Origin of the sequence: Paraburkholderia sp. A3BS-1L (genome assembly GCF_051125215.1) — a bacterium.
Classification (GTDB): domain Bacteria; phylum Pseudomonadota; class Gammaproteobacteria; order Burkholderiales; family Burkholderiaceae; genus Paraburkholderia.
In genome coordinates, this window is the sequence record NZ_CP120445.1 from 185,853 (window position 1) to 205,948 (window position 20,096).

13 protein-coding genes are annotated in these 20,096 nt (G+C 65.9%); 4 read left to right on the forward strand and 9 right to left on the reverse strand.

The genetic code is table 11. The features are described from left to right. Positions 1–13: 13 nt before the first annotated feature. The 5 genes from P5W99_RS31650 to P5W99_RS31670 all read right to left on the reverse strand — a co-directional run bounded on the left by P5W99_RS31650 (position 14) and on the right by P5W99_RS31670 (position 10,422). Positions 14–1,570, reverse strand: coding sequence for an efflux transporter outer membrane subunit (locus P5W99_RS31650; protein WP_421028783.1), 1,557 nt, complete (start codon positions 1,568–1,570; stop codon positions 14–16). Positions 1,571–1,623: 53 nt separating this feature from the next. After that, positions 1,624–4,941 carry an efflux RND transporter permease subunit gene (locus P5W99_RS31655; RefSeq protein ID WP_421028509.1) on the reverse strand — a complete coding sequence of 1,106 codons (3,318 nt, stop codon included), beginning with the start codon at positions 4,939–4,941 and terminating at the stop codon, positions 1,624–1,626. Continuing rightward, positions 4,938–8,093 (reverse strand): efflux RND transporter permease subunit, encoded by a 3,156-nt coding sequence (locus P5W99_RS31660; RefSeq protein WP_434666264.1) that lies wholly within the window; start codon positions 8,091–8,093, stop codon positions 4,938–4,940. Before P5W99_RS31660 ends, P5W99_RS31655 begins: the two co-directional genes overlap by 4 nt. Positions 8,094–8,111: 18 nt before the next feature. Continuing rightward, positions 8,112–9,476 (reverse strand): efflux RND transporter periplasmic adaptor subunit, encoded by a 1,365-nt coding sequence (locus P5W99_RS31665; protein ID WP_434666267.1) that lies wholly within the window; start codon positions 9,474–9,476, stop codon positions 8,112–8,114. A gap of 469 nt (positions 9,477–9,945) precedes the next feature. Further along, a complete protein-coding gene (locus P5W99_RS31670) occupies positions 9,946–10,422 on the reverse strand; it encodes a VOC family protein (RefSeq protein WP_421028784.1) in 477 nt (158 codons plus the stop codon). A gap of 180 nt (positions 10,423–10,602) precedes the next feature. On the opposite strand from P5W99_RS31670, the gene P5W99_RS31675 reads away from it, so the two are divergent. Continuing rightward, positions 10,603–10,914: a cupin domain-containing protein gene (locus P5W99_RS31675; RefSeq protein WP_421028512.1), complete on the forward strand. Its 312-nt coding sequence runs from the start codon at positions 10,603–10,605 to the stop codon at positions 10,912–10,914. Between the two features lie 30 nt (positions 10,915–10,944). Here the strand turns inward: P5W99_RS31675 and P5W99_RS31680 are convergent, their stop codons facing one another. The 4 genes from P5W99_RS31680 to P5W99_RS31695 all read right to left on the reverse strand — a co-directional run bounded on the left by P5W99_RS31680 (position 10,945) and on the right by P5W99_RS31695 (position 15,409). After that, positions 10,945–11,346 (reverse strand): hypothetical protein, encoded by a 402-nt coding sequence (locus tag P5W99_RS31680; RefSeq protein WP_421047254.1) that lies wholly within the window; start codon positions 11,344–11,346, stop codon positions 10,945–10,947. Between the two features lie 129 nt (positions 11,347–11,475). Continuing rightward, on the reverse strand, positions 11,476–11,901 hold the full coding sequence (locus P5W99_RS31685) for a cupin domain-containing protein (RefSeq protein WP_421028514.1): 426 nt from the start codon (positions 11,899–11,901) through the stop codon (positions 11,476–11,478). Positions 11,902–12,130: 229 nt separating this feature from the next. Next, on the reverse strand, positions 12,131–13,990 hold the full coding sequence (gene ilvD / locus P5W99_RS31690) for a dihydroxy-acid dehydratase (protein ID WP_421028515.1): 1,860 nt from the start codon (positions 13,988–13,990) through the stop codon (positions 12,131–12,133). A gap of 321 nt (positions 13,991–14,311) precedes the next feature. Further along, a complete protein-coding gene (locus P5W99_RS31695; protein ID WP_421028516.1) occupies positions 14,312–15,409 on the reverse strand; it encodes a porin in 1,098 nt (365 codons plus the stop codon). 243 nt (positions 15,410–15,652) lie between these two features. Between P5W99_RS31695 and P5W99_RS31700 the strand changes: the two genes are divergently transcribed. The 3 genes from P5W99_RS31700 to P5W99_RS31710 all read left to right on the forward strand — a co-directional run bounded on the left by P5W99_RS31700 (position 15,653) and on the right by P5W99_RS31710 (position 20,081). Then, on the forward strand, positions 15,653–16,921 hold the full coding sequence (locus P5W99_RS31700) for an AAA family ATPase (protein ID WP_434666273.1): 1,269 nt from the start codon (positions 15,653–15,655) through the stop codon (positions 16,919–16,921). A gap of 16 nt (positions 16,922–16,937) precedes the next feature. Beyond that, a complete protein-coding gene (locus P5W99_RS31705; protein ID WP_421028518.1) occupies positions 16,938–18,755 on the forward strand; it encodes a cobaltochelatase CobT-related protein in 1,818 nt (605 codons plus the stop codon). Positions 18,756–18,881: 126 nt separating this feature from the next. Then, positions 18,882–20,081, forward strand: coding sequence for a J domain-containing protein (locus tag P5W99_RS31710; protein ID WP_434666276.1), 1,200 nt, complete (start codon positions 18,882–18,884; stop codon positions 20,079–20,081). Positions 20,082–20,096 lie beyond the last annotated feature (15 nt).

A 20,096-nucleotide genomic window follows, 5' to 3' on the forward strand; every position in this document is an offset into this window, starting at 1 on the left:
GCGGCGTGCGATGTCACGGGCTTGGCGACTGCCCTGGTTTGTTGGGGTTTGCGGGTGCCGTAGCATTGGGCGCGGCGGCGGTATCCACGCTTGCTGCCGCAGTCTGATTGGATGCTGGATTCGCCGCCGCCCGATCGGGATGGCGGGGATCGTGCAGCACGCCCGTCCATCCGCCGCCCAGGTCGCCGATCAGCGCCGCCGCATTGAGCAGCCGCTGCTGCTGCACGTTGAGCGAATTTTGTTGCGTACTCAACTGGGTGGCTTGCGCTGTCACTACCGTGGTGTAGTCGACCGTGCCCGCCTCATACTCATTCAGCGCTATCTGCGCGCCGCGGATCGAATCGCGCACGGCGGCGTCCAGCCGCTCGCTCTGCTGCGCGAGAATGCGCAGCCCCGAGAGATCGTTCTCGACGTTCTGGAACGCCGTGAGCACGGTGCCGCGATAGTTGGCCACCGCCGCATCGTAGCTCGCGCGCGCCGCCGCCACTTCGCCGCTGCGCGCGCCGCCGTCGAAGATCGTCTGCGTTGCGCTCGCGCCGAGCGACCACACATAGTTGCTGATGTGCAGCAGGCCCGAAAGCGGCGCCTGCGTGAAGCCGTCGAACGCCGAAAGCGAGATGTTCGGGTAATACGCGGCCACGGCCACGCCGATGGACGCATTCGCCGAGGCTATCTGGCGCTCCGCCGTGGCGATGTCGGGGCGCCGCTGCAGCAGCGTGGACGGCACGCCAGCGGGAATCGCCGGCAGCACCGGGAGCCGCGCGCTGTGCGGGATCGTCATGTCCTCGGGATTGCGGCCCACCAGCACCGCGATGGCATGCTCGTACTGCGCGCGCGCGACGCCCAGCGCGATCAGGCCGGCCTGGGCGTTCTCCAGCTGCGTGCGTGCCGTGATGAGGTCGGAAGGCGGGATCGTGCCCGCGCTGTCCTGGTTGCTCACCACGCGCAGCGAAGCCTCGTAGGCCGCCACGGTTTGCGTGAGCAGATCGATGTCGGCATCCGTCACGCGCAGGCCGATCACGGCATTGGCGAGCGAAATCTGTTCGGATAGCTGAGCATTGGCGAGCATGGCTTCGCTGGCCTGCGCGGTGGCCGATTGTTCCTCGATCTGGCGGCGCACCTTGCCCCAGAAGTCCGGTTCCCAGCTCACGCTGGCTTCCAGCGAGCCCGAGTTGACAATGAGCGCCCGGTTGCTTTGCGTGGCGCGGGACGAACGCTCACGCGTGGCGGAGCCCGTCACGCCCAGCGCGGGAAAGAGGCTCGCGCGCGCGATGCGCACTTCGGCCAGTGCCTGCTGGTAGTTCGCGTAGCTTTGCCGCACGGTCTGGTTCGAGACGGCCACGAGCGGCTCGAGTTCGTCGAGCAGCGGATCCTGGAACGCGGTCCACCATTCGCCCTTCGGTCCTTCGGCGTCGGCGGGCTCGGCCTGGGTCCAGCCGGGCAGTTCCTTCCATTGCGTGGGCACGGCGACTTGCGGGCGCTGGTAGTCGGGGCCCACCATGCAGCCGCTCGCGAGGAACGTGAGGGATGCGGCCAGCGCAAGCGGCAGCAATCGGCCTGTTGCGCGCATGCGCGGCACGAATTCAAGCGAGGCTTTGCGCCGCCCCCGGCGGTGAATCGTCTTCATGGTGCACTCTCATCGGCCTGGCGGCGGTTCCAGGGCAGGCGCGCGGCCCAGCGTGCGAGGCGTGCGCGCAGGCGGTCGAGGAACAGATAGATCACGGGCGTGGTGTAAAGAGTGAAAAGCTGGGAGAGGAGCAGGCCGCCCATCACGGTCACGCCAAGCGGCTGGCGCAGCGAGGCGCCCTGGCCAATGCCCACGGCAAGCGGTGCCGCGCCCAGCACGGCGGCGAAGGTCGTCATCATGATCGGGCGCAGCCGCACCACGGCGGCTTCGTGAATCGCGTCGCGCGCGTTACGGCCTTCGCTGCGCTGCAACTGGATCGCCACGTCCACCATCATGATGCCGTTCTTCTTCACGATGCCGATCAGCAGGATGATGCCGATCATCGCAATGACCGAGAACGGCGTGCCGAAGATCAGCATCGCCAGAATCGCGCCGATGCCGGCCGAAGGCAGCGTCGAAAGAATCGTGAGCGGGTGGATGGTGTTCTCGTAGAGCACGCCCAGCACGATATAGACCACGCCGAGCGCCGCGAGAATGATCAGCGGCACCGTGCCCATCGATTGCGCGTAGGCCTGCGCCGCGCCCGCGAACTCGCCGTGGATGGAAGCGGGCATGCCGATGTCGCGCTTGGCCTGCTCGATGATCTTGCCCGCCTCGGAGAGCGAGCCGCCCTTGGGCAGGTTGAACGAGATCGTGCCCGCCACCTCGCCGCTCTGGTGATTGACCTGGGTGGCCGTGTGGCCGGTGGTCCAGTTCATGAGCGCGGTGAGGGGCACCATGGTTTCCGCGGCGGTGCTGTTCGCGCTGCCGCTCGAACTGCCTCCCTTGCTGTTGGCGATCGAGTTGTTCTGCACGTTGGCCACGGCGTTGGCGTTGCGTTCATTGGTATTGCTGACGGTGGTGCTGGCGGCGGCGATCGCGCTATAGGGTTTGACGCCCGACATCGTCGTGCCCGGCATTTGCGTGGTGGCCGCGCCGCTCGCGTTGCCTGCCGCCGTGCTCAGGAAGATGTGGTTGAACGACTGCGGATACTGCCAGTACTGCGGCGCCACCTCCATCACCACGAAGTACTGGTTGATGGGGTTGTAGATGGTGGAGACGGCGCGCTGTCCGAACGCGTCATAGAGCACGTTGTCGATCTGGTTCGGATCGAAGCCGTAGCGCTTGGCCGTCGCGCGGTTCACCGTGACATAGGTTTGCAGGCCGTTTTGCTGCAAGTCCGAGTTCACGTCGGTAAGGGTGCCGTGGTGCTTGTTCAGCTCGTCGATGAGCCTGGGCGTCCATTTGAAGAGCGCGTCGGCGTCGTCGCTCGTGAGCGTGTACTGATATTCGGCTGCCGATTGCCGCCCGCCGATCTGCAGATCCTGCTGCGCCTGGAGGAACAGGCGCGCGCCCGACACCGCGTTGAGCTTGGGCCGCAAGCGGTTCACGACTTCGGTGGCGGAAAGCTTGCGTTGCGCGAGCGGCTTGAGCTCGATGAAGACCGTGGCCGAGTTGAGCGCGCGTCCGCCCGTGAAGCCCGCGACCGATTCCACGGCCGGATCTTTCTGCACGATGTCCTGCAATTGCGCGAGCTTCTTTTCCATCGCCGTGAACGAGATGCTCTGGTCGGCGATGATCTGGCCGATCAGGATGCCCGTGTCCTGCTCCGGAAAGAAGGTGCCGGGGAGCAGGCGCGCAAGAAACACATTGCCGACCAGCAAGGCGAACAGGATGAAGATCGTGAGCCGAGCATGATTGAGCGCGACGTCGAGCGTGCGCGAATAGAACTGCTTGAAATGTTCGAACTGCGCGTTGATCCACTGGGCCGAGCGCGAGGGCTTGCGCTCCTTGCGCTCGCGCTCGAGCACATAGGCGCACATGGCCGGCGTGACGGTGAGCGAGACCACGAGCGAAATGACGATCGCGATGGAGAGCGTCATCGCGAACTCATGAAAGAGCAGGCCGACGATGCCCGGCATCAGCAGGATCGGCAGGAACACGGCGATCAGCGATAGGCTCATCGAGAGCACTGTGAAGCCCACTTCGCCCGCGCCGCGCAGCGCGGCTTCCTTGGGATCGAGCCCGGCCTCGATATGGCGCACGATGTTTTCGAGCACCACCACGGCGTCGTCCACCACGAAGCCGGTGCCGATGGTGAGCGCCATCAGCGAGAGCGAGTCGATGCTGTAGCCGAGCAGGTACATCGGCCCGAACGAGCCCACGATGGACAGCGGCAGCGCCACGGCCGGAATGAGCGTCGCGCGCGGCGAGAGCAGGAACACGAACACCACGCCGATCACGAGCAGTACGGCGATAAACAGCGTGCGCTCGGTGTCGGCCACCGAGTCGCGCACCGCCTGGGAGCGGTCGATCGCCACGTTCACCTTGATCGTGCCGGGCAGCGCGGCCTCGATATAGGGCAGGCGCGCCTGGATCTGCTGCACGGTCTTCACGACGTTGCTGCCCGGCATCGGGTAGACGATCACGAGCACCGCCGACTTGCTGTTGAAGAGACCGGCATTGCGGATGTTCTCGTTGGAGTCGTTCACGGCGCCCACGTCGCGCAGATACACGGGCGCGCCGTTGCGGTAGGCGATGACGATGTCGCGAAACGGCGCGGCGTTGCTGATCTGGTCGTTCGATGTCACCACGAAGCGCTGCTCGCCCTGATCGATATGGCCTTTTGCGCTGTTCGCATTGGCCGCGCCGATGGCGGCGCGCACGTCTTCGAGCCCGATGCCGTAGCTATTGAGCTTGCCGGGCTCCAGCTCCACGCGCACCGAAGGCAGCGCGCCGCCGCCCAGCGTGATCTGGCCCACGCCGTCCACCTGCGAGAGCTGCTGCATGATGACCGAATCGGCGGAGTCGTAGAGCTGGGCCTTGGTGAGCGTATCGGAGGTGAGCGCGAGCACCATGATCGGCGCGCTCGCGGGGTTGTACTGCCGGTAGGTGGGGTTGCTGCGCAGCGTGGTGGGCAGATCGGCGCGGGCGGCCTGGATGGCCGCTTCCACGTCGCGCGCCGCGCCGTTGATATCGCGGTTCAGGCCGAACACCACGACGATCAGTGAGGATCCCGTATTGTTGATCGAAGTGAGCTGGCTCACGTCGGCGATGGTGCCCAGGCGCCGTTCGAGCGGCTCGGCGACCGTGGCCGCCATGGTCTCGGGGCTCGCGCCCGCCATATTGGCCTGCACCACGATCACCGGAAAGGCGATGTTGGGCAGCGGCGCCACGGGCAGCCGGAAAAACGCCAGCGTGCCGGCGAGCAGGATCGCGATCGCGAGAAGCGAGGTCGCGACCGGCCGCCGGATGAAGAGCGCCGAGAGATTCACGGCGTGCCCTCGGGCGCGGGCGGTGCGCCGCCGCCATCTGCGCCGCCTGCTTCATCGCCGCTTGTGCCGCGCTTGCGCTTGCGCCCGAAGCGCTCGGCGAGCCGGTCGAAGAACAGATAGATCACGGGCGTCGTAAACAGCGTGAGCAGTTGCGACACCGTCAGCCCGCCGATGATCGCGAGGCCGAGCGGGCGGCGCAGCTCGGAGCCCGTGCCGGTGCCGAGCAGCATCGGCAGCGCGCCGAGCATGGCGGCGAGCGTGGTCATGAGGATCGGCCGGAAGCGCAGCAGCGATGCCTCGAAGATCGCCTCGCGCGGCGGCTTGCCGTGCACGCGTTCGGCTTCGAGCGCGAAGTCCACCATCATGATGGCGTTCTTTTTCACAATGCCGATCAGCAGCACGATGCCGATGATGCCGATCACGTCGAGGTCTTTGCCCGCGATCATCAGCGCGAGCAGCGCCCCGATGCCGGCCGAAGGCAGCGTCGAAAGAATCGTCACCGGATGGACATAGCTCTCGTAGAGCACGCCCAGCACGATATACACGGCCACGATTGCCGCGATCAGCAGATAGATCTCGCTGGAGAGCGAATCTTCGAACGCCTGCGCCGCGCCCTGGAACGACGAGGTGATCGAGGGCGGCAGCTGCACGGCGGCCTCGGCCTTGCGGATGTCGCGCACGGCGGCGGAGAGCGACGCGCCATCGGCGAGATTGAACGAGATCGTGACCGAGGGGAATTGCGCAAGGTGGCTGATCATCAGCGGCGAGCGCGTGATGTCGATCGTCGCGATGCCTTTGAGCGGCACCTGGCCCGAGGCGGCGGTCTGGCTCGGCAGATAGATGTCGCCGATCGATTCCACCGTGGGCAGCGACTCGGGCTTGGCCACGAGAATCACGCGGTACTGGTCCGACTGCTGGAAGATGGTCGAGACGATGCGCTGGCCGAGCGCGTCGTAGAGCGCGTTGTCGATGGTCGCCGCCGTGATGCCGTAGCGCGCCGCGAGCTGGCGGTTCACCTGCACGTTCACGGACAGGCCGTCGGTGTTCAGGTTGCTCGTGACGTCGGCAATCGAGGGAATCTGCTTCATGCGCGCGATGAGGGCCGGCACGTATTGCTCGAACGCCTGCTGGTTCGGTCCGCGCAGCACGAAGTTGTACTGGTTGCGCGAGACCGTGGTGTCGAGCGTGAGATCCTGCTCGGGCTGCAGATAGAGGCGGATGCCCGGTACTTTCGCGACCGACTGCTGGATGCGCCGCGCGATCTCCTCGGCAGTTTCGGCGCGGTCGTCATGCGGCTTCAGGTTGATCAGGAAACGCCCGTTGTTGAGCGTGTTGTTGATGCCGTCGATGCCCACGTACGAGGTGAGCGAAACCACATCGGGGTCCTTGAGAATTTCTTCGGCGAGCGCGGACTGGCGGCGCACCATCGCCTGATACGAGACCGAGTTGTCGGCCACGCTGATGCCCTGGATCACGCCCACGTCCTGCACCGGGAAGAGACCCTTGGGAATCGCCACGTAGAGCAGGCCCGTGAGCACGACCGTGGCCACCGCCACGGCGAGCGTGAGCGTCTGGTGATCGAGCACCCAGCGCAGGCCGCGCTCATAGGCGGCGAGCGTCTTGTTGAAGAGGCCTTCGCTGACGCGCTCGAAGCGGCTCGGATGGCGCTCGGCCTGGGCGCGCAGGATGCGCGCGCACAGCATCGGCACGACGGTGAGCGAGACCACGGCCGAGAGCACGATGGTCACCGCGAGCGTGACCGCGAATTCGCTGAAGAGCCGGCCGATCACGCCGCCCATGAACAGCAGCGGAATCAGCACCGCGATCAGCGAGATCGTGAGGGACAGAATGGTGAAGCCGATCTGCCCCGCGCCCTTGAGGGCCGCCTGCAAGGGTTTGTCGCCTTCTTCCAGATAGCGCACGATGTTCTCGATCATCACGATCGAGTCGTCGACCACGAAGCCCGTGGCGATGATGAGCGCCATCAGCGAGAGGTTGTCGATCGAGTAGCCGAGCTCGTACATGAGCGCGAGCGTGCCGATCAACGAGACCGGCACCGAGATGCTCGGAATGATCGTGGCGGGCAGATTGCGCAGGAACACGAAAATCACGGCCACCACGAGCGCCACGGCGAGCACGAGTTCGAACGCCGCGTCGTTGACCGAGGCCTGGATCGCCCCCACGCTGTTGGAGACCACCGTGACCTTCATGCCGGCGGGCAGCGTGGCTTCGAGCTGCGGCAACTGGCGCATGATCTGGTTGACGGTGGCGATCACGTTCGCGCCCGGCTGGCGCTGCACGTTCAGCACGATGGCGGGCGCTTTGTTGTACCACGCGCCGCGCTCGACATCCTGGGCCGCCGTGGACACGCGCGCGACGTCGCGCATGAACACGGGCGCGCCGTTCTGGTAGGCGATGACCGTGTGTTCGTAATCCTTGGGGTCCGAGATCTGGTCGTTCGAGTTGATCGTGTAGTCGAGCTCGGGACCGTCGAAGTTGCCCTTCGGCGCGCTGATGTTGACGTTGGCGAGCAGCGTGCGCAGATCGTCGATATTCAGGCCGTAGCCGGCAAGCTTTTGCGGGTCGGCTTCCACGCGCACGGCGGGCACGTGGCCGCCCGCCGTGCTCACGAGACCCACGCCCTGCACCTGGGAAATCTTCATCGCGAGCCGGTTGTTGGCCGCGTCCTGCAACTGCGTGAGCGACATCGACTTCGAGGTCAGCGCGAGCGTGAGAATGGGCTGGTCGGCGGGATTCACCTTGGCGTAGGTGGGCGGCGCGGGCAGGCCGCTCGGCAAGTAGCTGTTGGCCGCGTTGATGGCCTGCTGCACGTTCTGCTGCGCCACGTCGAGGTTGAGCGAGAGATCGAACTGCAGCGTGATGACCGAGGCGCCCTCGGAACTGTACGAGACCATCTGCTGCAGGCCCGGAATCTCGCCGAGCTGCACTTCGAGCGGCGCCGTGACCGTGGTGGCCATGACGGTCGGGCTCGCTCCGGGGTAGAAGGTTTGCACCTGGATGGTCGGGTAGTCGACCGAAGGCAGCGACGACACCGGCAGGAACTTCATCGCCAGCAGGCCGACCAGCACCAGCGCGATCATCAGCAACGAAGTCGCGACCGGCCGCAGGATGAAAAGACGCGAAATATTCATCGGCGCAAGGGCGGGGGATCAGGACGCTTCTGAGGCGGGTGCTGCTTGAGAGGCGGCCGGTGGCGCTGCGGCGCCCACGGTGCTCGCGCCCGATGCCGGCGGCAGCGGTCTCGAAAGCGGATGCGCAGGGTTGCCCATGCGCGCCGCGCTCGCGCCGTGCGGCGCGCCAGTTGCACCTGGTTTTGCCTCGGAAGGCTGGATTTTCGCGCCGTCGTTGAGGCGGTCGAGCCCGTCGGTCACCACGCGCTGGCCCGCCGCGAGGCCCGCGACGATCACCGTATGCCGGCCGTCGCCCGGGCCCAGCGTGACCTTGTGGACCGACACGGTGTTGTCGGCATTCACGAGATACACATAGTCGCCGGGTGCGCCGTTTTGCACGGCGGGCGTGGGCACGAGCACGGCGTTTTCCATCGTGTCCACCAGCAGCCGCACGTTTACGAACTCGTTGGGAAACAGCGCCTCGTCGTCGTTGGGCACGCTTGCGCGCAGCGTGACCGTGCCGGTGGCCGTGGCCATCTGGTTGCTGATCGCGTAGAGCATGCCGGTGGCGAGCTCGCGGGTGTTGTCGCTGCTATAGATCGTGACCGGCAGTTTCGCGCCGGCGTTCACGCGCTGGAGCACGCTCGACAGCGCGTTTTGCGGCACCGTGAATTGCACCGTGGTGGGCTTCATCTGCGTGATGACGGCGATGCCGGTCGAGCTCGACGCCGTTACGTAATTGCCCGGATCGACGAGGCGCAAGCCCACGCGCCCCGATACAGGCGCGGTGATGTGGCAGTAGGCGAGATCGAGCTCGAACTGCTTGATGTTGGCGAGATCGGCCTTCACGGCGGCCTCGTCCTGGGCCACAAGGAACTTCTGGTCGGTATAGGTTTGCTCGGCAACCGACTGCTTTTCGTGGAGCTGCGTGTAGCGCGCGAGGTCGGCGCGGGCCTGCGCGAGCGACGCGCGGTCCTTGGCGAGTTGCGCCTCGGCCTGCTCCTTGCTGATTTCATATTGGCGCGGATCGATCTGCGCGAGGAACTGGCCTTTCACGACCTCCTGGCCTTCGCGGTAGCCGACTTGGGTGAGGTAGCCGCTCAGTTGCGGCAGCACCGTGACGGTGGCGACCGGTGTGACGGTGCCGAGCGCGTCGAGCGTCACCGGCATCGAGCCGAGCGTGGCGGGCGCAACGGTCACGACCTGCGCGGGCGCGGCGTGCTCGGGCTTCTTGCCGCGCAGCACGTGCATGACGACGAGCGCGATCAGCACCAGCACGATCAGCGCGAGAATCCAGCGCCCGCGGCGCTTGCGCGGCGGCGGCGCGTCGGGTGCCTTGGACGTGGGCGGCGTGGGGGGAGTTGGGACTTGCGGGGCAGCGGGGTGGTTTGGCGTGTCGCTCATGCCAGTCTCCCAGTGGTGCCGACGGGATGCGCAGCGCGAATGCGGGGGGCATGAGCGGACCGCGGCGCCTGTACCGCGCCGGGCCGGTTATCGTCGGATTGCATACGCATAATCTTGGTTGTTGTGTGCCGCCGATGCTGGGCGCGGTCGGGCTGAGAGGGCCGGACCGCGAAGCCTGGAAACTCGCAGTCTAACCAACTCATGCGTTAATTTATAAACGTCAGGTATTTGAAAGATTTATTGCCATTACAAGGGGCGGATTTTGTCATCCGGCTTTACGTGACATTGAGCGGCTTTACCGGCAGCGGGTTTGCGCGGGGAGCGACAAGCAATGGAAAGCAGCGGCAACATGCAGTGCGCACGCTACCTGGGGATTCTTGCAAAAAGCTTTCGTGCGGTGAGAAGCTCTGCGCTAGCGCAATGGCGGGGGCGCATAGGGTTTCGATCGCGCAGAGCGTGGCGTTGCGGGTCAGCCGGCCGTACCCGCATAGGCCGCTCTCAGCGCGGCGACGTCGAACTTCACCATCGACATCATGGCTTTGGCCACGCGGGCGGCCTTGACCGGGTCGGAATCGGCCATCATGCGCATGAGATCGTCGGGGACGATCTGCCATGCGATGCCGAAGCGGTCTTTCAGCCAGCCGCACTCGAGTGGCGCGCCGCCATCTTCGAGCAGGGCGTTCCAGTACCGGTCGACCTCGGCTTGATCTGCGCAGTCGACCATGAGCGAGATCGAGAGGTTGAACGCCTCGGGCTGCCCGGAGCCCATGGCAATAAAGGGCTGCCCAAAGAGTTCGAAGTCGACTACCTTGGTATCGCCGGCGCTCGTAATCGGCGTGACGCGGACGATGCGCGAGTCCGGGAAGATTGTCGTGTAAAAGGCCGCGGCTTCCTCGACCTGCGCGGCGGAATACCAGAGAAAAGGCGTGATTTTTTGAATCGCCATGACGCATCTCCTGTTGATGTCTGCACCGATGTGCGGGCGGCCGAAAGTAACGCATGTTGCCATCGATAGGGCGAATGCAGGCTAACAAAATAGATACCCGGCGCCGAAAAGTCTCGATTTTTTGCGCCAGTCTGGCGTGATATTCTCGAAGCCCCTTTCCCCAAGGCCAGCCGGTTCGTCATGAAGATCATTCGTAGCAGGCGCCTTACTGCTGACCGCCCTTGGGGCGCGCTCGATATTGCCAATATGCGCGGCATTACCACGAGGCTGCACTGGACGAATGAACCTTATCGATGGCACGTCAACGATGGCGAAGAGGTGTTTGTCGTGCTCGATGGCCGGGTCGACATGCGCTACCGCGAAGCGGGTATCGAGCAATCGGTGATCCTGGAAACAGGCGATATTTTTTATGCGTCCGTTGGGACCGAGCATGTGGCGCATCCGCTTGGCGAGGCGCGCATTCTCGTGGTTGAAACGGAGGGTAGTGTGTAAGGCCGGCGTGGCCTCCGGGCTGGCGGGCAACTATCCGAAAACCCGAGCCCAAACCGCACGAATGCGCCGCGCGCGATCTTCAAGGAGATATGAAGCGATCAGTGCGAGCAGCCCTGAGAGGATTCCCGTCATGATGTGCTCGACAACGGGAATACGGTAGTGGCTTTTGTGCGAGTAGGCATCGCCCAGCGTCGTCAGGCAGCCGACAATGAGTGCATTGCCGTATCGATGCGCGTAGAGTTTTGCAGCCGGCGTGAAAGTTAGCAGTACGGCCAGAATTCCGGTGAGCAGTCCGGTATGGAGGGCAATCGTCCAGTGGGCGAGACTCATGATATTGCCCCAGCTTCCCGGCATGCAGGTCATGCAGGCGCTGGTGGGCTGCCAGAAACGCTGGACGAACAGCCGGGCGCGGCGCTTCCATTCTCCTGACATGATGTGTTCCCCGTTGGGATCCCGTCATCGACATCCTCTTGACGTCACGCCAGCGTACTCTTGAGCTTCAAGGGCTGCATCGAGTGATTCGATGGTGAACGTTGATCGGACGGTGCCAGGCACCCCCCGTCAAACCCACTGGTCGTTCGCAACCGTGCGTTCGCTTGCGGCGTTCTCTCCGGTATTCACAACGCCGCGCGGCTCGATCAGCAGCACTTTCACTTCGCCCTGAGCGCAGGGTTTGTGCTCGACGCCTTTGGGCACGACCGCCATTTGACCGGCGTGCAGCACGATCGAGCCGTCGCCCTGTGGGCCACCGCGAAAATCGATGCGCAGTTCGCCGTCGAGCACGATAAAAGTTTCATCGGTCTCGCTGTGCTGGTGCCAGACGAAGTCGCCCTCGAGCTTGACGACCTTGAATTGGTAGTCGTTCATTTCCGCGACCACCCGCGGCTGCCAGTGGCCCTCGATCAGCGCGATCTTGCCAGCCAGGTCGATCGCTTCGCATTGGCCGCGCGCGGCGGGTGCAGTCTGGGAAGGCGTTGATGCGGACATCGTTCTCTCCGTGCAGGTGTGGATGTCTTGCCGAGAATATGCAACAGCCGCGGCTGCGCCTGCACAAGGCGCGAGCCAGGGCACCGAGAATGCCACATTTGCGCGCCGCGCGCCGCCGCGCTTGCAGCCGCGCTTGAACAGCACCCTCAAACAAAAAAAGCCGCTCCAGAGAGCGGCTTTCGTCCGGAAGGAAGGCGCCGGTTCGAAATCCACGGGCGCGCATCCAGCCTCAATCGTCGAGCAGCGAAAGGTCCCGCACCGCGCCCTTATCCGCCGACATCACCAGCTTGGCATAAGCCTTGAGCGCCGCCGACACCTTGCGCGGACGCGCCTTCGCCGGCTTCCAGCCCTTGGCGTTCTGCTCTTCGCGACGGCGCGCCAGTTCCTCGTCGGACACGAGCACGTTGATCGTGCGATTCGGAATGTCGATGCGGATCTTGTCGCCATCGCGCACGAGGCCGATCGCGCCGCCCGCCGCCGCTTCAGGCGAGCAGTGGCCGATGGACAGCCCCGAGGTGCCGCCCGAGAAGCGGCCGTCGGTCAGCAGCGCGCAAGCCTTGCCCAGGCCCTTCGACTTGATATAGCTCGTCGGGTAAAGCATTTCCTGCATGCCCGGGCCGCCCTTGGGGCCTTCATAGCGCACGATCACCACGTCGCCGGCCTTGACCTTGTCGGCGAGGATGTTTTCAACCGCTTCGTCCTGCGATTCGGTCACGTGCGCCGTGCCTTCGAACACGAGAATGCTGTCGTCCACGCCGGCGGTTTTCACCACGCAGCCGTCGAGCGCGATATTGCCCGTGAGCACCGCGAGGCCGCCTTCCTTCGAGAAAGCGTGCTCGTTCGAGCGGATGCAGCCTTCGGCGCGGTCCAGATCGAGGCTCGGCCAGCGCGTGTTCTGGCTGAAGGCCACCTGCGTCGGCACGCCTGCGGGGCCGGCCATGTAGAACGTCTTCACCGCATCGTCGACATTGCGGACGATGTCCCACTGGTCCAGCGCATGCTTGAGCGAGGGCGCGTGCACGGTCGGCACGTCGGTGTGCAGCTTGCCGGCGCGGTCGAGCTCGCCGAGGATCGCCATGATGCCGCCCGCGCGATGCACGTCTTCGATGTGGTACTTGTTGGTGTTGGGCGCCACTTTGCACAGCTGCGGCACGACGCGCGAGAGGCGGTCGATGTCGGCCATGGTGAATTCGATGCCCGCTTCCTGCGCGATCGCCAGCAGGTGCAGGATCGTGTTGGTCGAGCCGCCCATGGCGATGTCCAGTGTCATCGCGTTCTCGAACGCCTTGAAGCCCACCGAGCGCGGCAGCACGCGCTCGTCTTCCTGTTCGTAGTACTGGCGCGCGAGTTCGACGATGCGGTGGCCGGCGCGCTTGAACAGCTGCTCGCGGTCGGCGTGCGTGGCGACGACGGTGCCGTTGCCCGGCAGCGAGAGGCCCAGCGCCTCGGTCAGGCAGTTCATGGAATTGGCCGTGAACATGCCCGAGCACGAGCCGCAAGTCGGGCAGGCCGAGCGTTCCACTTCGGCCACTTCGGCGTCGGAGTACTTGCTGTCCGCGGCGATCACCATGGCGTCGATCAGGTCGAGCTTCTTGACTTCGATGGCCTTGGTGACGGGGTTGGCCAGGCGCGTCTTGCCGGCTTCCATCGGGCCGCCCGAGACGAAGATCACGGGGATGTTCAGGCGCATGGCGGCCATCAGCATGCCCGGGGTGATCTTGTCGCAGTTGGAGATGCACACCATGGCGTCGGCGCAGTGCGCGTTGACCATGTATTCGACCGAATCCGCGATGATGTCGCGGCTCGGCAGCGAATACAGCATGCCGTCGTGGCCCATGGCGATGCCGTCGTCCACGGCAATGGTGTTGAATTCCTTGGCCACGCCGCCCGCGGCCTCGATTTCGCGCGCAACGAGCTGGCCGAGGTCTTTCAGGTGCACGTGGCCCGGCACGAACTGGGTGAACGAGTTGACCACCGCGATGATCGGCTTGGAAAAGTCGTCGTCTTTCATGCCGGTGGCGCGCCACAGCGAGCGCGCGCCGGCCATGTTGCGGCCGGCGGTGGAGGTCTTGGAACGGTATGCGGGCATCGTGGTTGCTTGAGAGTGATTGTCGGGGCCTGTTCACACTAATAACAGGCTCGCGAACGTGCCTTTCCGGTCGCAGTGCGAGGAGCAAGGAGCGTCGTATGGCCGAGCCATACAAGCGACGCGCGACGCCGCAATGCGGCCGGAAAGACACGTTCCCCAAATTAAGAATTTCATTACGCGGGCTGGCCGCTAGAAGGGCCTGTTATTAGTGTGAACAGGCCCCAGGTAGCGGGCCGCGGGATTGAAGGCCCCCTGAGCCCGTGCGAACAACCTCTTGAGCTGCACTCTGGGCAAGCGGCGATTATCCCACACCCGCTCCGATCAGAAGATGTGGCGCATGCCGGCTGCCACACCGGTCTGGTTGTTGCGGCCGGGGAAGTCGGCCCTTGCCGCGCCCGAGCCGTGCGCGTAGTCGACCGTGCCGTAGATCTGCGTGCGCTTGGACAGCGCGTATTCGGCCAGCACGACAGCCGTGTAGCGAATGCCGGTGCTCAGCGTCGCGCCGTCCGCGTTCAGCGCGTTGCTGGCGTGGTCGTAGTAGTAGGCGGCCGTGAGCGTGAGCGGCGAGGTGACCTGCCACACGGCGCCGGCGTAGAGACCGTTGTCGATGCGGTTGGTCTTTGCCACGGGACCCGCGAAGCTGGCCGCCGGCGAGTTGGCCGAGGCCATATACAGGTCGACGAAACCGGTGTTGTCCTGGCCCCAGAGCCAGCCGGCCAGCGCCTTGACCGGGCCGATCTGGTAGACGCCGCTCACGTTGACCACGCGGTACTTGTTGTTGTGCAGGTCGCTGTTCTGCTGGTAGCCGACGTCGAGCGAGGCCGGGCCCCAGGTGTACGCCGCGGTGAAGCCGTACATGTTGTTCGCGCCGGTGCTGCCCGGCACGCCGCCGAAGCTGTACATGCCTTCGAGTTCGAGGCCGCCGAAGTGGCCGTCGTACTTGACCGAGTTGTTCTGGCGCAGGCCGTAGCCGAGCGCGCCAGGCAGCCAGCCGTCCTGGTCGAAGTTGCCGACGGTCAGCGGGTCGTACACGTTGCCGAGTTGGTCGAACAGCGGCGTGTTCTGGCGGCCGAACGTGAGCGCGCCGTACTGGTTGCTCTGCAGGCCGACGTATGCCATCCGGTTGAACAGGGTGTTCTGGCTGGCCATCTGGCCGTTCCAGAGGTTGAAGCCGCTTTCGAGGCGGAATACCGTCGAGAGGCCGCCGCCCAGGTCTTCGGAGCCTTTCAGGCCCCAGCGGCTGCCGGTGACCGGGCCGACGCCCATTTGCACCTGGCTGTCGTTGTTGGCGTTGGCGTTGGTCAGGTAGCGGACGCTCGTATCGACGATGCCGTACAGCGTGACCGAGTTTTGCGCGAAGGCGGATTGCGCGGAAATCGCGAGCAAGGCGGCGCCGAGCGCTGCGGTGGTCTTCTTCATGTGTTCCCTGTTTTTTAGTCGTTTGGCCTGCATCGCACGGGGGCGTGGGGACCGTCCCGCGCGCGAACGCGGGCCATAATATTGCGAACCGTTCACATTCCTGCAACAACTTTGTCGGTGTGTCGCAGTGCTGCAACATTGGTTGACACCGGCTGCCGCAGGTCGCCGGGCGACCGCCGTGCGCCGCCCGGCGGGTAAGATGGTCAGTTCCTTCAACGGGTTGTGACCGCGCCCTTTTTGCCAATGAACGCTTCCCCTCTCGCAGTTCACGACGACGGCCCCGAGGGCGTCTACACGCGCGGTGCGGGCGAGATGCGCGAATGGTGGCGCGTTTCGCTCTCCGAGCGCGCCAACCTGTTCCGCATCGAGCATGGCCACGGCGACGCGGCCACCGGCAAGGTCGATATCGATACGGTGGTCGACCTCGATAATCTCGATGCGAAGCTTCTGAAGTGGCGTCGCGAGGGCTTCGCGGCCGACGCGGGCCGCGAGGACGAAGCACGGGCCGCCGAGGCGGGCAGCCGGTTTGGCGCCGAGTTGCGGCTCGCGGCGGCATCGGCGCGGGCCGCGCGCAGAGGGGCTCATGGAGCCGGCAGTGAAGTGCGGACCGTGCGCATCGGCACGGTCGATGTGCCGGTCGCGCAAGCCGCGTTGAACGGCGCGCCGGCCTCCCAAGCGCGGGTGCCGCGCATCAACGATGCGTATCTCTTCACGGCGCGCACCGACGACATCGCCATGGACATCGTCGAAAACCGGCGCGTGATGCTGATCGGCCACATGGGCTCGGGCAAGACCAGTTTCGTCGAGCAGATCGCCGCGCGCACGGGCCACGGCGTGCTGCGCGCGAACATGAACGGCCAGACCACCATCGGCGACTTTGTCGGTTTCTGGACCGTGAAGGGCGGCGAGACGGTATGGGTGGATGGCGTGCTGCCCATTGCGATGCGCGAAGGCGCCTGGCTCATCATCGATGAGCTCGATTTTGCAGAGCCGTCCATTCTCGCGGTGCTGACCGCCGTGCTCGAACCGGAGGGCAGGCTGCTGCTCAAGGAGCGCGGCAACGAGATCGTGACGCCGCATCCCGAGTTTCGCCTCTTTGCCACGGCGAACGCGGCGGGCGCGATGAGCGCGTATCGGCACCTGTATCAGGGCGCGAATCTGCTCAACGAGGCTTTTCTCGACCGCTGGCGGGTGTATTTGTTCGATTACCTGTCGAAAGATGAGGAAGCCGAAGTATTGCGGCGGACCTTGCCGCAACTTCCGCCCGCGCTCGCGCCGACGCTCGCCGCCATTGCCGCCGACTGCCGTGCCGCGTTCGCGCGCGAGGACCTGGCGAGCGCGTTCTCCACGCGACGCCTGATCGACTGGGCCGAGCTGATGCTGCGCACGGGCGACGCGGAGCGCGCCGCCGGCCCGTCGATCTACGCGAAAGTGAGCGCGGAGGACGCGGCGCTCATTCGCAGCATCATCCGCCATCACGCGATCTTTGACGCCGATCAGGGCGCGCGCTAGAGACGGGCCAGCCATCATGGACAGCGCACGGACCGACGATCTGGAAGCGCGCCTCGGCAAGCTCGCGCGCGCGTTGACGGGCGAGCCGCGCCTTGGTGTGTCGATCGGCGCGGGCGGGCCGCGCGTGGAGCGGGGACGCTTCGTGTTGCCTTCGCACGCGGCTGAATCTGTCGAAGCCGATGAAGACTTGCTGATCGGCTACCTCGATTTGCTCGCGGCGCGCTGGCGGCATAGCGCGCAGCCCCGGCTCGACGCCGCCCAGGCGGGGGTGACGGGGCGCATTGCCCAGGCCGTCGAGGACCGGCGCGTGCTTGCCCGGCTCGTGGCGGCCTATCCGGGTGCGCACCGTTATGTCGAGCGCTTGCGCGCGCAGTTCGCACGCGATGCGGCGCGGCGCTGGAGCGCACTCGCCTGGCGGGAGCGGCTCGTGTGGGCCATCGAGCGTGCGCTGTGGGACGAAGCCCCTGGCACGCGCGAGCAAGACGCGGCTTCGCTGGCGGCCGCGTTGCGCGCGTTGGGTGACTGCGGTGACCGCGGTGGCCGCAACGGGCCGCTTGCGTTGGCGCGCGCGAGCCGGTCGACCGGCGAGAGCGTGCGGGCCGCGCAGGCCATCGTCGCGGCTGTGCGCTCGCTGGCTTCGCGCGGCGCGAACACTATGATGCAGACGGCGCGCCCGCTCGACACCCTCGACGAGGAAACGCTCGCACGCGAACTCGACGACTTCGGCGCGCACGACGACATCGATTTTGCGTCGACGCCAGACGATGCCGATGCAGCCGCCGCCGAGGCCGCGGGCTATCCCGGCGCGCCGGCGCTGGAAGCCGCAAGCGAGGCGCCCGGCGATGCGGCTTCGGCGCCCGGCGCCACGCTCTCCGAGGCCGATACCGTGCCGCCACGCGTAGCTCCTGGCGAAGCGCCGCGCGCGAAGCCGGTCCGCTCGATCCCGCTCACTACGGCGTTTGATGTCGTGACCGACCTCACCGGCAGCGGCGACGCCACGGCGTGGCGCAAGCTGCGGGCGCTGGCGCGCGCGGAGACGGGGGCGCTCAAGACCCAGCTGGAACGCGTGCTGAAAGCCGACGAACTCACGCACTGGAAGCGCGAGCAGGAGCGCGGCGAGATCGACCGTGGCGCGCTCGCCCGCCTTGCGGCCTCGCGCGGCTATCGCACGCCGTTCCGCGTCGCCAAGCACGCGCGTGGCCGCGACGCGGCCATGACGTTGCTGCTCGACCTCAGCGGATCGATGGCGGGGCGCAAGATCGAACTCGCGCGGCTGTGCGCGGCCGCACTGGCCGACGCGCTCATGCAGCTTGGTTTCGACTGCGAAGTGCTCGGTTACAGCTCGGTCGAGTCGCCCGACATGCGTGCGCAATTCGAGCGCGCCCGCGCGGCGGGCGCGGACCTGCGCGGCTACAACCGCTTCGTCGAGCGGCTCGATTTGCGGGTTTTCAAGCGCTTCGATGCGCTCGGCTCAAGCGATGCGAGCGGTCTGGCGGCGATCGAATGCGGCTACGAGAACCCCGACGGCGAGGCGCTCGCGTGGGCCGCTGCGCGGCTCGCCGCACGCAAGGCGCGGCGGCGCCTGCTGTTCGTGCTCTCGGACGGCTACCCTGCCACGAGCGACGGCGATCCCGCAGTCTTGCACAGCGACTTGCATGCGCGCGTGGCGGAAGCGGTCGAGCAGGGCATCGAGCTCGTTGGCATCGGCATTCAGGACGATGCCGTCGAGGCGTTCTATCCGCACGCCGTGGTCGTGCACAAGCTGCACGAACTGCCTGCCGTGGCGTTCGCGACGCTGAGCCGGATGCTGGCGCAGCGCGCGCGCCGAGGTTGAGCGCATCCGCCGCGATTCTTGCCGCGAGCGCCCGCGTGTTATACCTTTTCCGATAACACCGCCAACCGCACGGCGCAGTTGCTCAACTCAACGACTCAAGCACTTCACGGAATCGACACTCCGGTCATGCCCGCCTCCGACCCAAGGAACCGAGAAGATTACGACCGTCTCTATTACCGGCTCGATCTCGAGCCCGGGGCCAGCGCGGCCGATATCAAGCACAACTACCGGCAGCTGGCGCAGATCTTTCATCCAGACAAATGGCGGCATCCGAGCCCGGCGTCGCTGCACTGGTCCTCCGAGCAGTTCAAGAAGATCAAGGAAGCGCGCGAGGTGCTGGAGGCATACTGGCACGTGCACGACGAAGCGCCCGCGAGCCGTGTGGCACAGAGCGATGCGCATATTGCCCGCGTGCGCGAGCAGGTGCGCGAACTCCAGTTGAATCGCGAGCGGCTGCGCAGCGAACTCGATGCGTTGCAAAGCGCAAAGCTGCGTGGACTTGCCGAGTTCGCGCGCATGCAGACCGAGCGCGAACGCCTGATCGGCGAACTCGTGCGCTTGCGCGAGGACGCTACACGTGAGCGTGCGAGCGCCGCGGAGCGGCGCGAGCAGGCTCAGGCGGCCGGCTCCGCCAGTCCCGCCGGTTCCGCGAATGGCAACGGGAGCCACGCAAGCCATCATGATGCGGACCTCGCGCTGCCCGAACGGCACCCCGTGCGCGACTTCTTCTACTCGCGTTTCGACGACCCCGCACGCGGCTGGCTGATGACGTTGAGCGGTATTGTTGTGATGTGCATCGTCATTTTTGTGGTGGCGCACAAGATCGTATTCAGCATATTCGACGCGGGCGGTTCGTGGCGCTGGCTCGGCGAAACGCTGCAAGGCCTGCTGATTGCTGTGGGCGTGGTGCTGGCAGGCGGTTATGCGTGGGCGCAGCGGACCTTCTATCGCGCCGATCGTGCGGGGCGCGAGCATGGCATGCCGCTGCCCGCGCATGCAACGTGGCTGCGTGTGTGCGCCGCGCTGCGCGGCACGGGCCGGCATGGCGCGCAATGGAGCATCGAGACGCTCAAGCAATTGCCCGGCGACACGGGCTTCGAACTGCGCGCGGTCCTGCGCTATTCCACGGCGCGGCCAGGGCAGAGCGAGAGGGAAGCGCACCAGGCCGTGATCTTCCTCTGCCGCGCGCGCGCCGTGAGCGCGGGCGAGACGCGCATCGCCTGGGGCTTCGGCGTGTATGCGCCGGCGTGGTGGCTTTTGCCGGCGGCGAAAGTCGTGCGCGATTTGCGCAGACGGATCGAGATGGACCTCGCGGCGCGGCTATGAGATTTCTTTGTGCCG

Coding starts and splice junctions, on each gene's coding strand:
- P5W99_RS31650 (WP_421028783.1), bottom strand. CDS start 1,570: ATGCGCGCAACAGGCCGATTGCTGCCGCTTGCGCTGGCCGCATCCCTC.
- P5W99_RS31660 (WP_434666264.1), bottom strand. CDS start 8,093: ATGAATATTTCGCGTCTTTTCATCCTGCGGCCGGTCGCGACTTCGTTG.
- P5W99_RS31665 (WP_434666267.1), bottom strand. CDS start 9,476: ATGAGCGACACGCCAAACCACCCCGCTGCCCCGCAAGTCCCAACTCCC.
- P5W99_RS31670 (WP_421028784.1), bottom strand. CDS start 10,422: ATGGCGATTCAAAAAATCACGCCTTTTCTCTGGTATTCCGCCGCGCAG.
- P5W99_RS31675 (WP_421028512.1), top strand. CDS start 10,603: ATGAAGATCATTCGTAGCAGGCGCCTTACTGCTGACCGCCCTTGGGGC.
- P5W99_RS31680 (WP_421047254.1), bottom strand. CDS start 11,346: ATGTCAGGAGAATGGAAGCGCCGCGCCCGGCTGTTCGTCCAGCGTTTC.
- P5W99_RS31685 (WP_421028514.1), bottom strand. CDS start 11,901: ATGTCCGCATCAACGCCTTCCCAGACTGCACCCGCCGCGCGCGGCCAA.
- ilvD (WP_421028515.1), bottom strand. CDS start 13,990: ATGCCCGCATACCGTTCCAAGACCTCCACCGCCGGCCGCAACATGGCC.
- P5W99_RS31695 (WP_421028516.1), bottom strand. CDS start 15,409: ATGAAGAAGACCACCGCAGCGCTCGGCGCCGCCTTGCTCGCGATTTCC.
- P5W99_RS31700 (WP_434666273.1), top strand. CDS start 15,653: ATGAACGCTTCCCCTCTCGCAGTTCACGACGACGGCCCCGAGGGCGTC.
- P5W99_RS31705 (WP_421028518.1), top strand. CDS start 16,938: ATGGACAGCGCACGGACCGACGATCTGGAAGCGCGCCTCGGCAAGCTC.
- P5W99_RS31710 (WP_434666276.1), top strand. CDS start 18,882: ATGCCCGCCTCCGACCCAAGGAACCGAGAAGATTACGACCGTCTCTAT.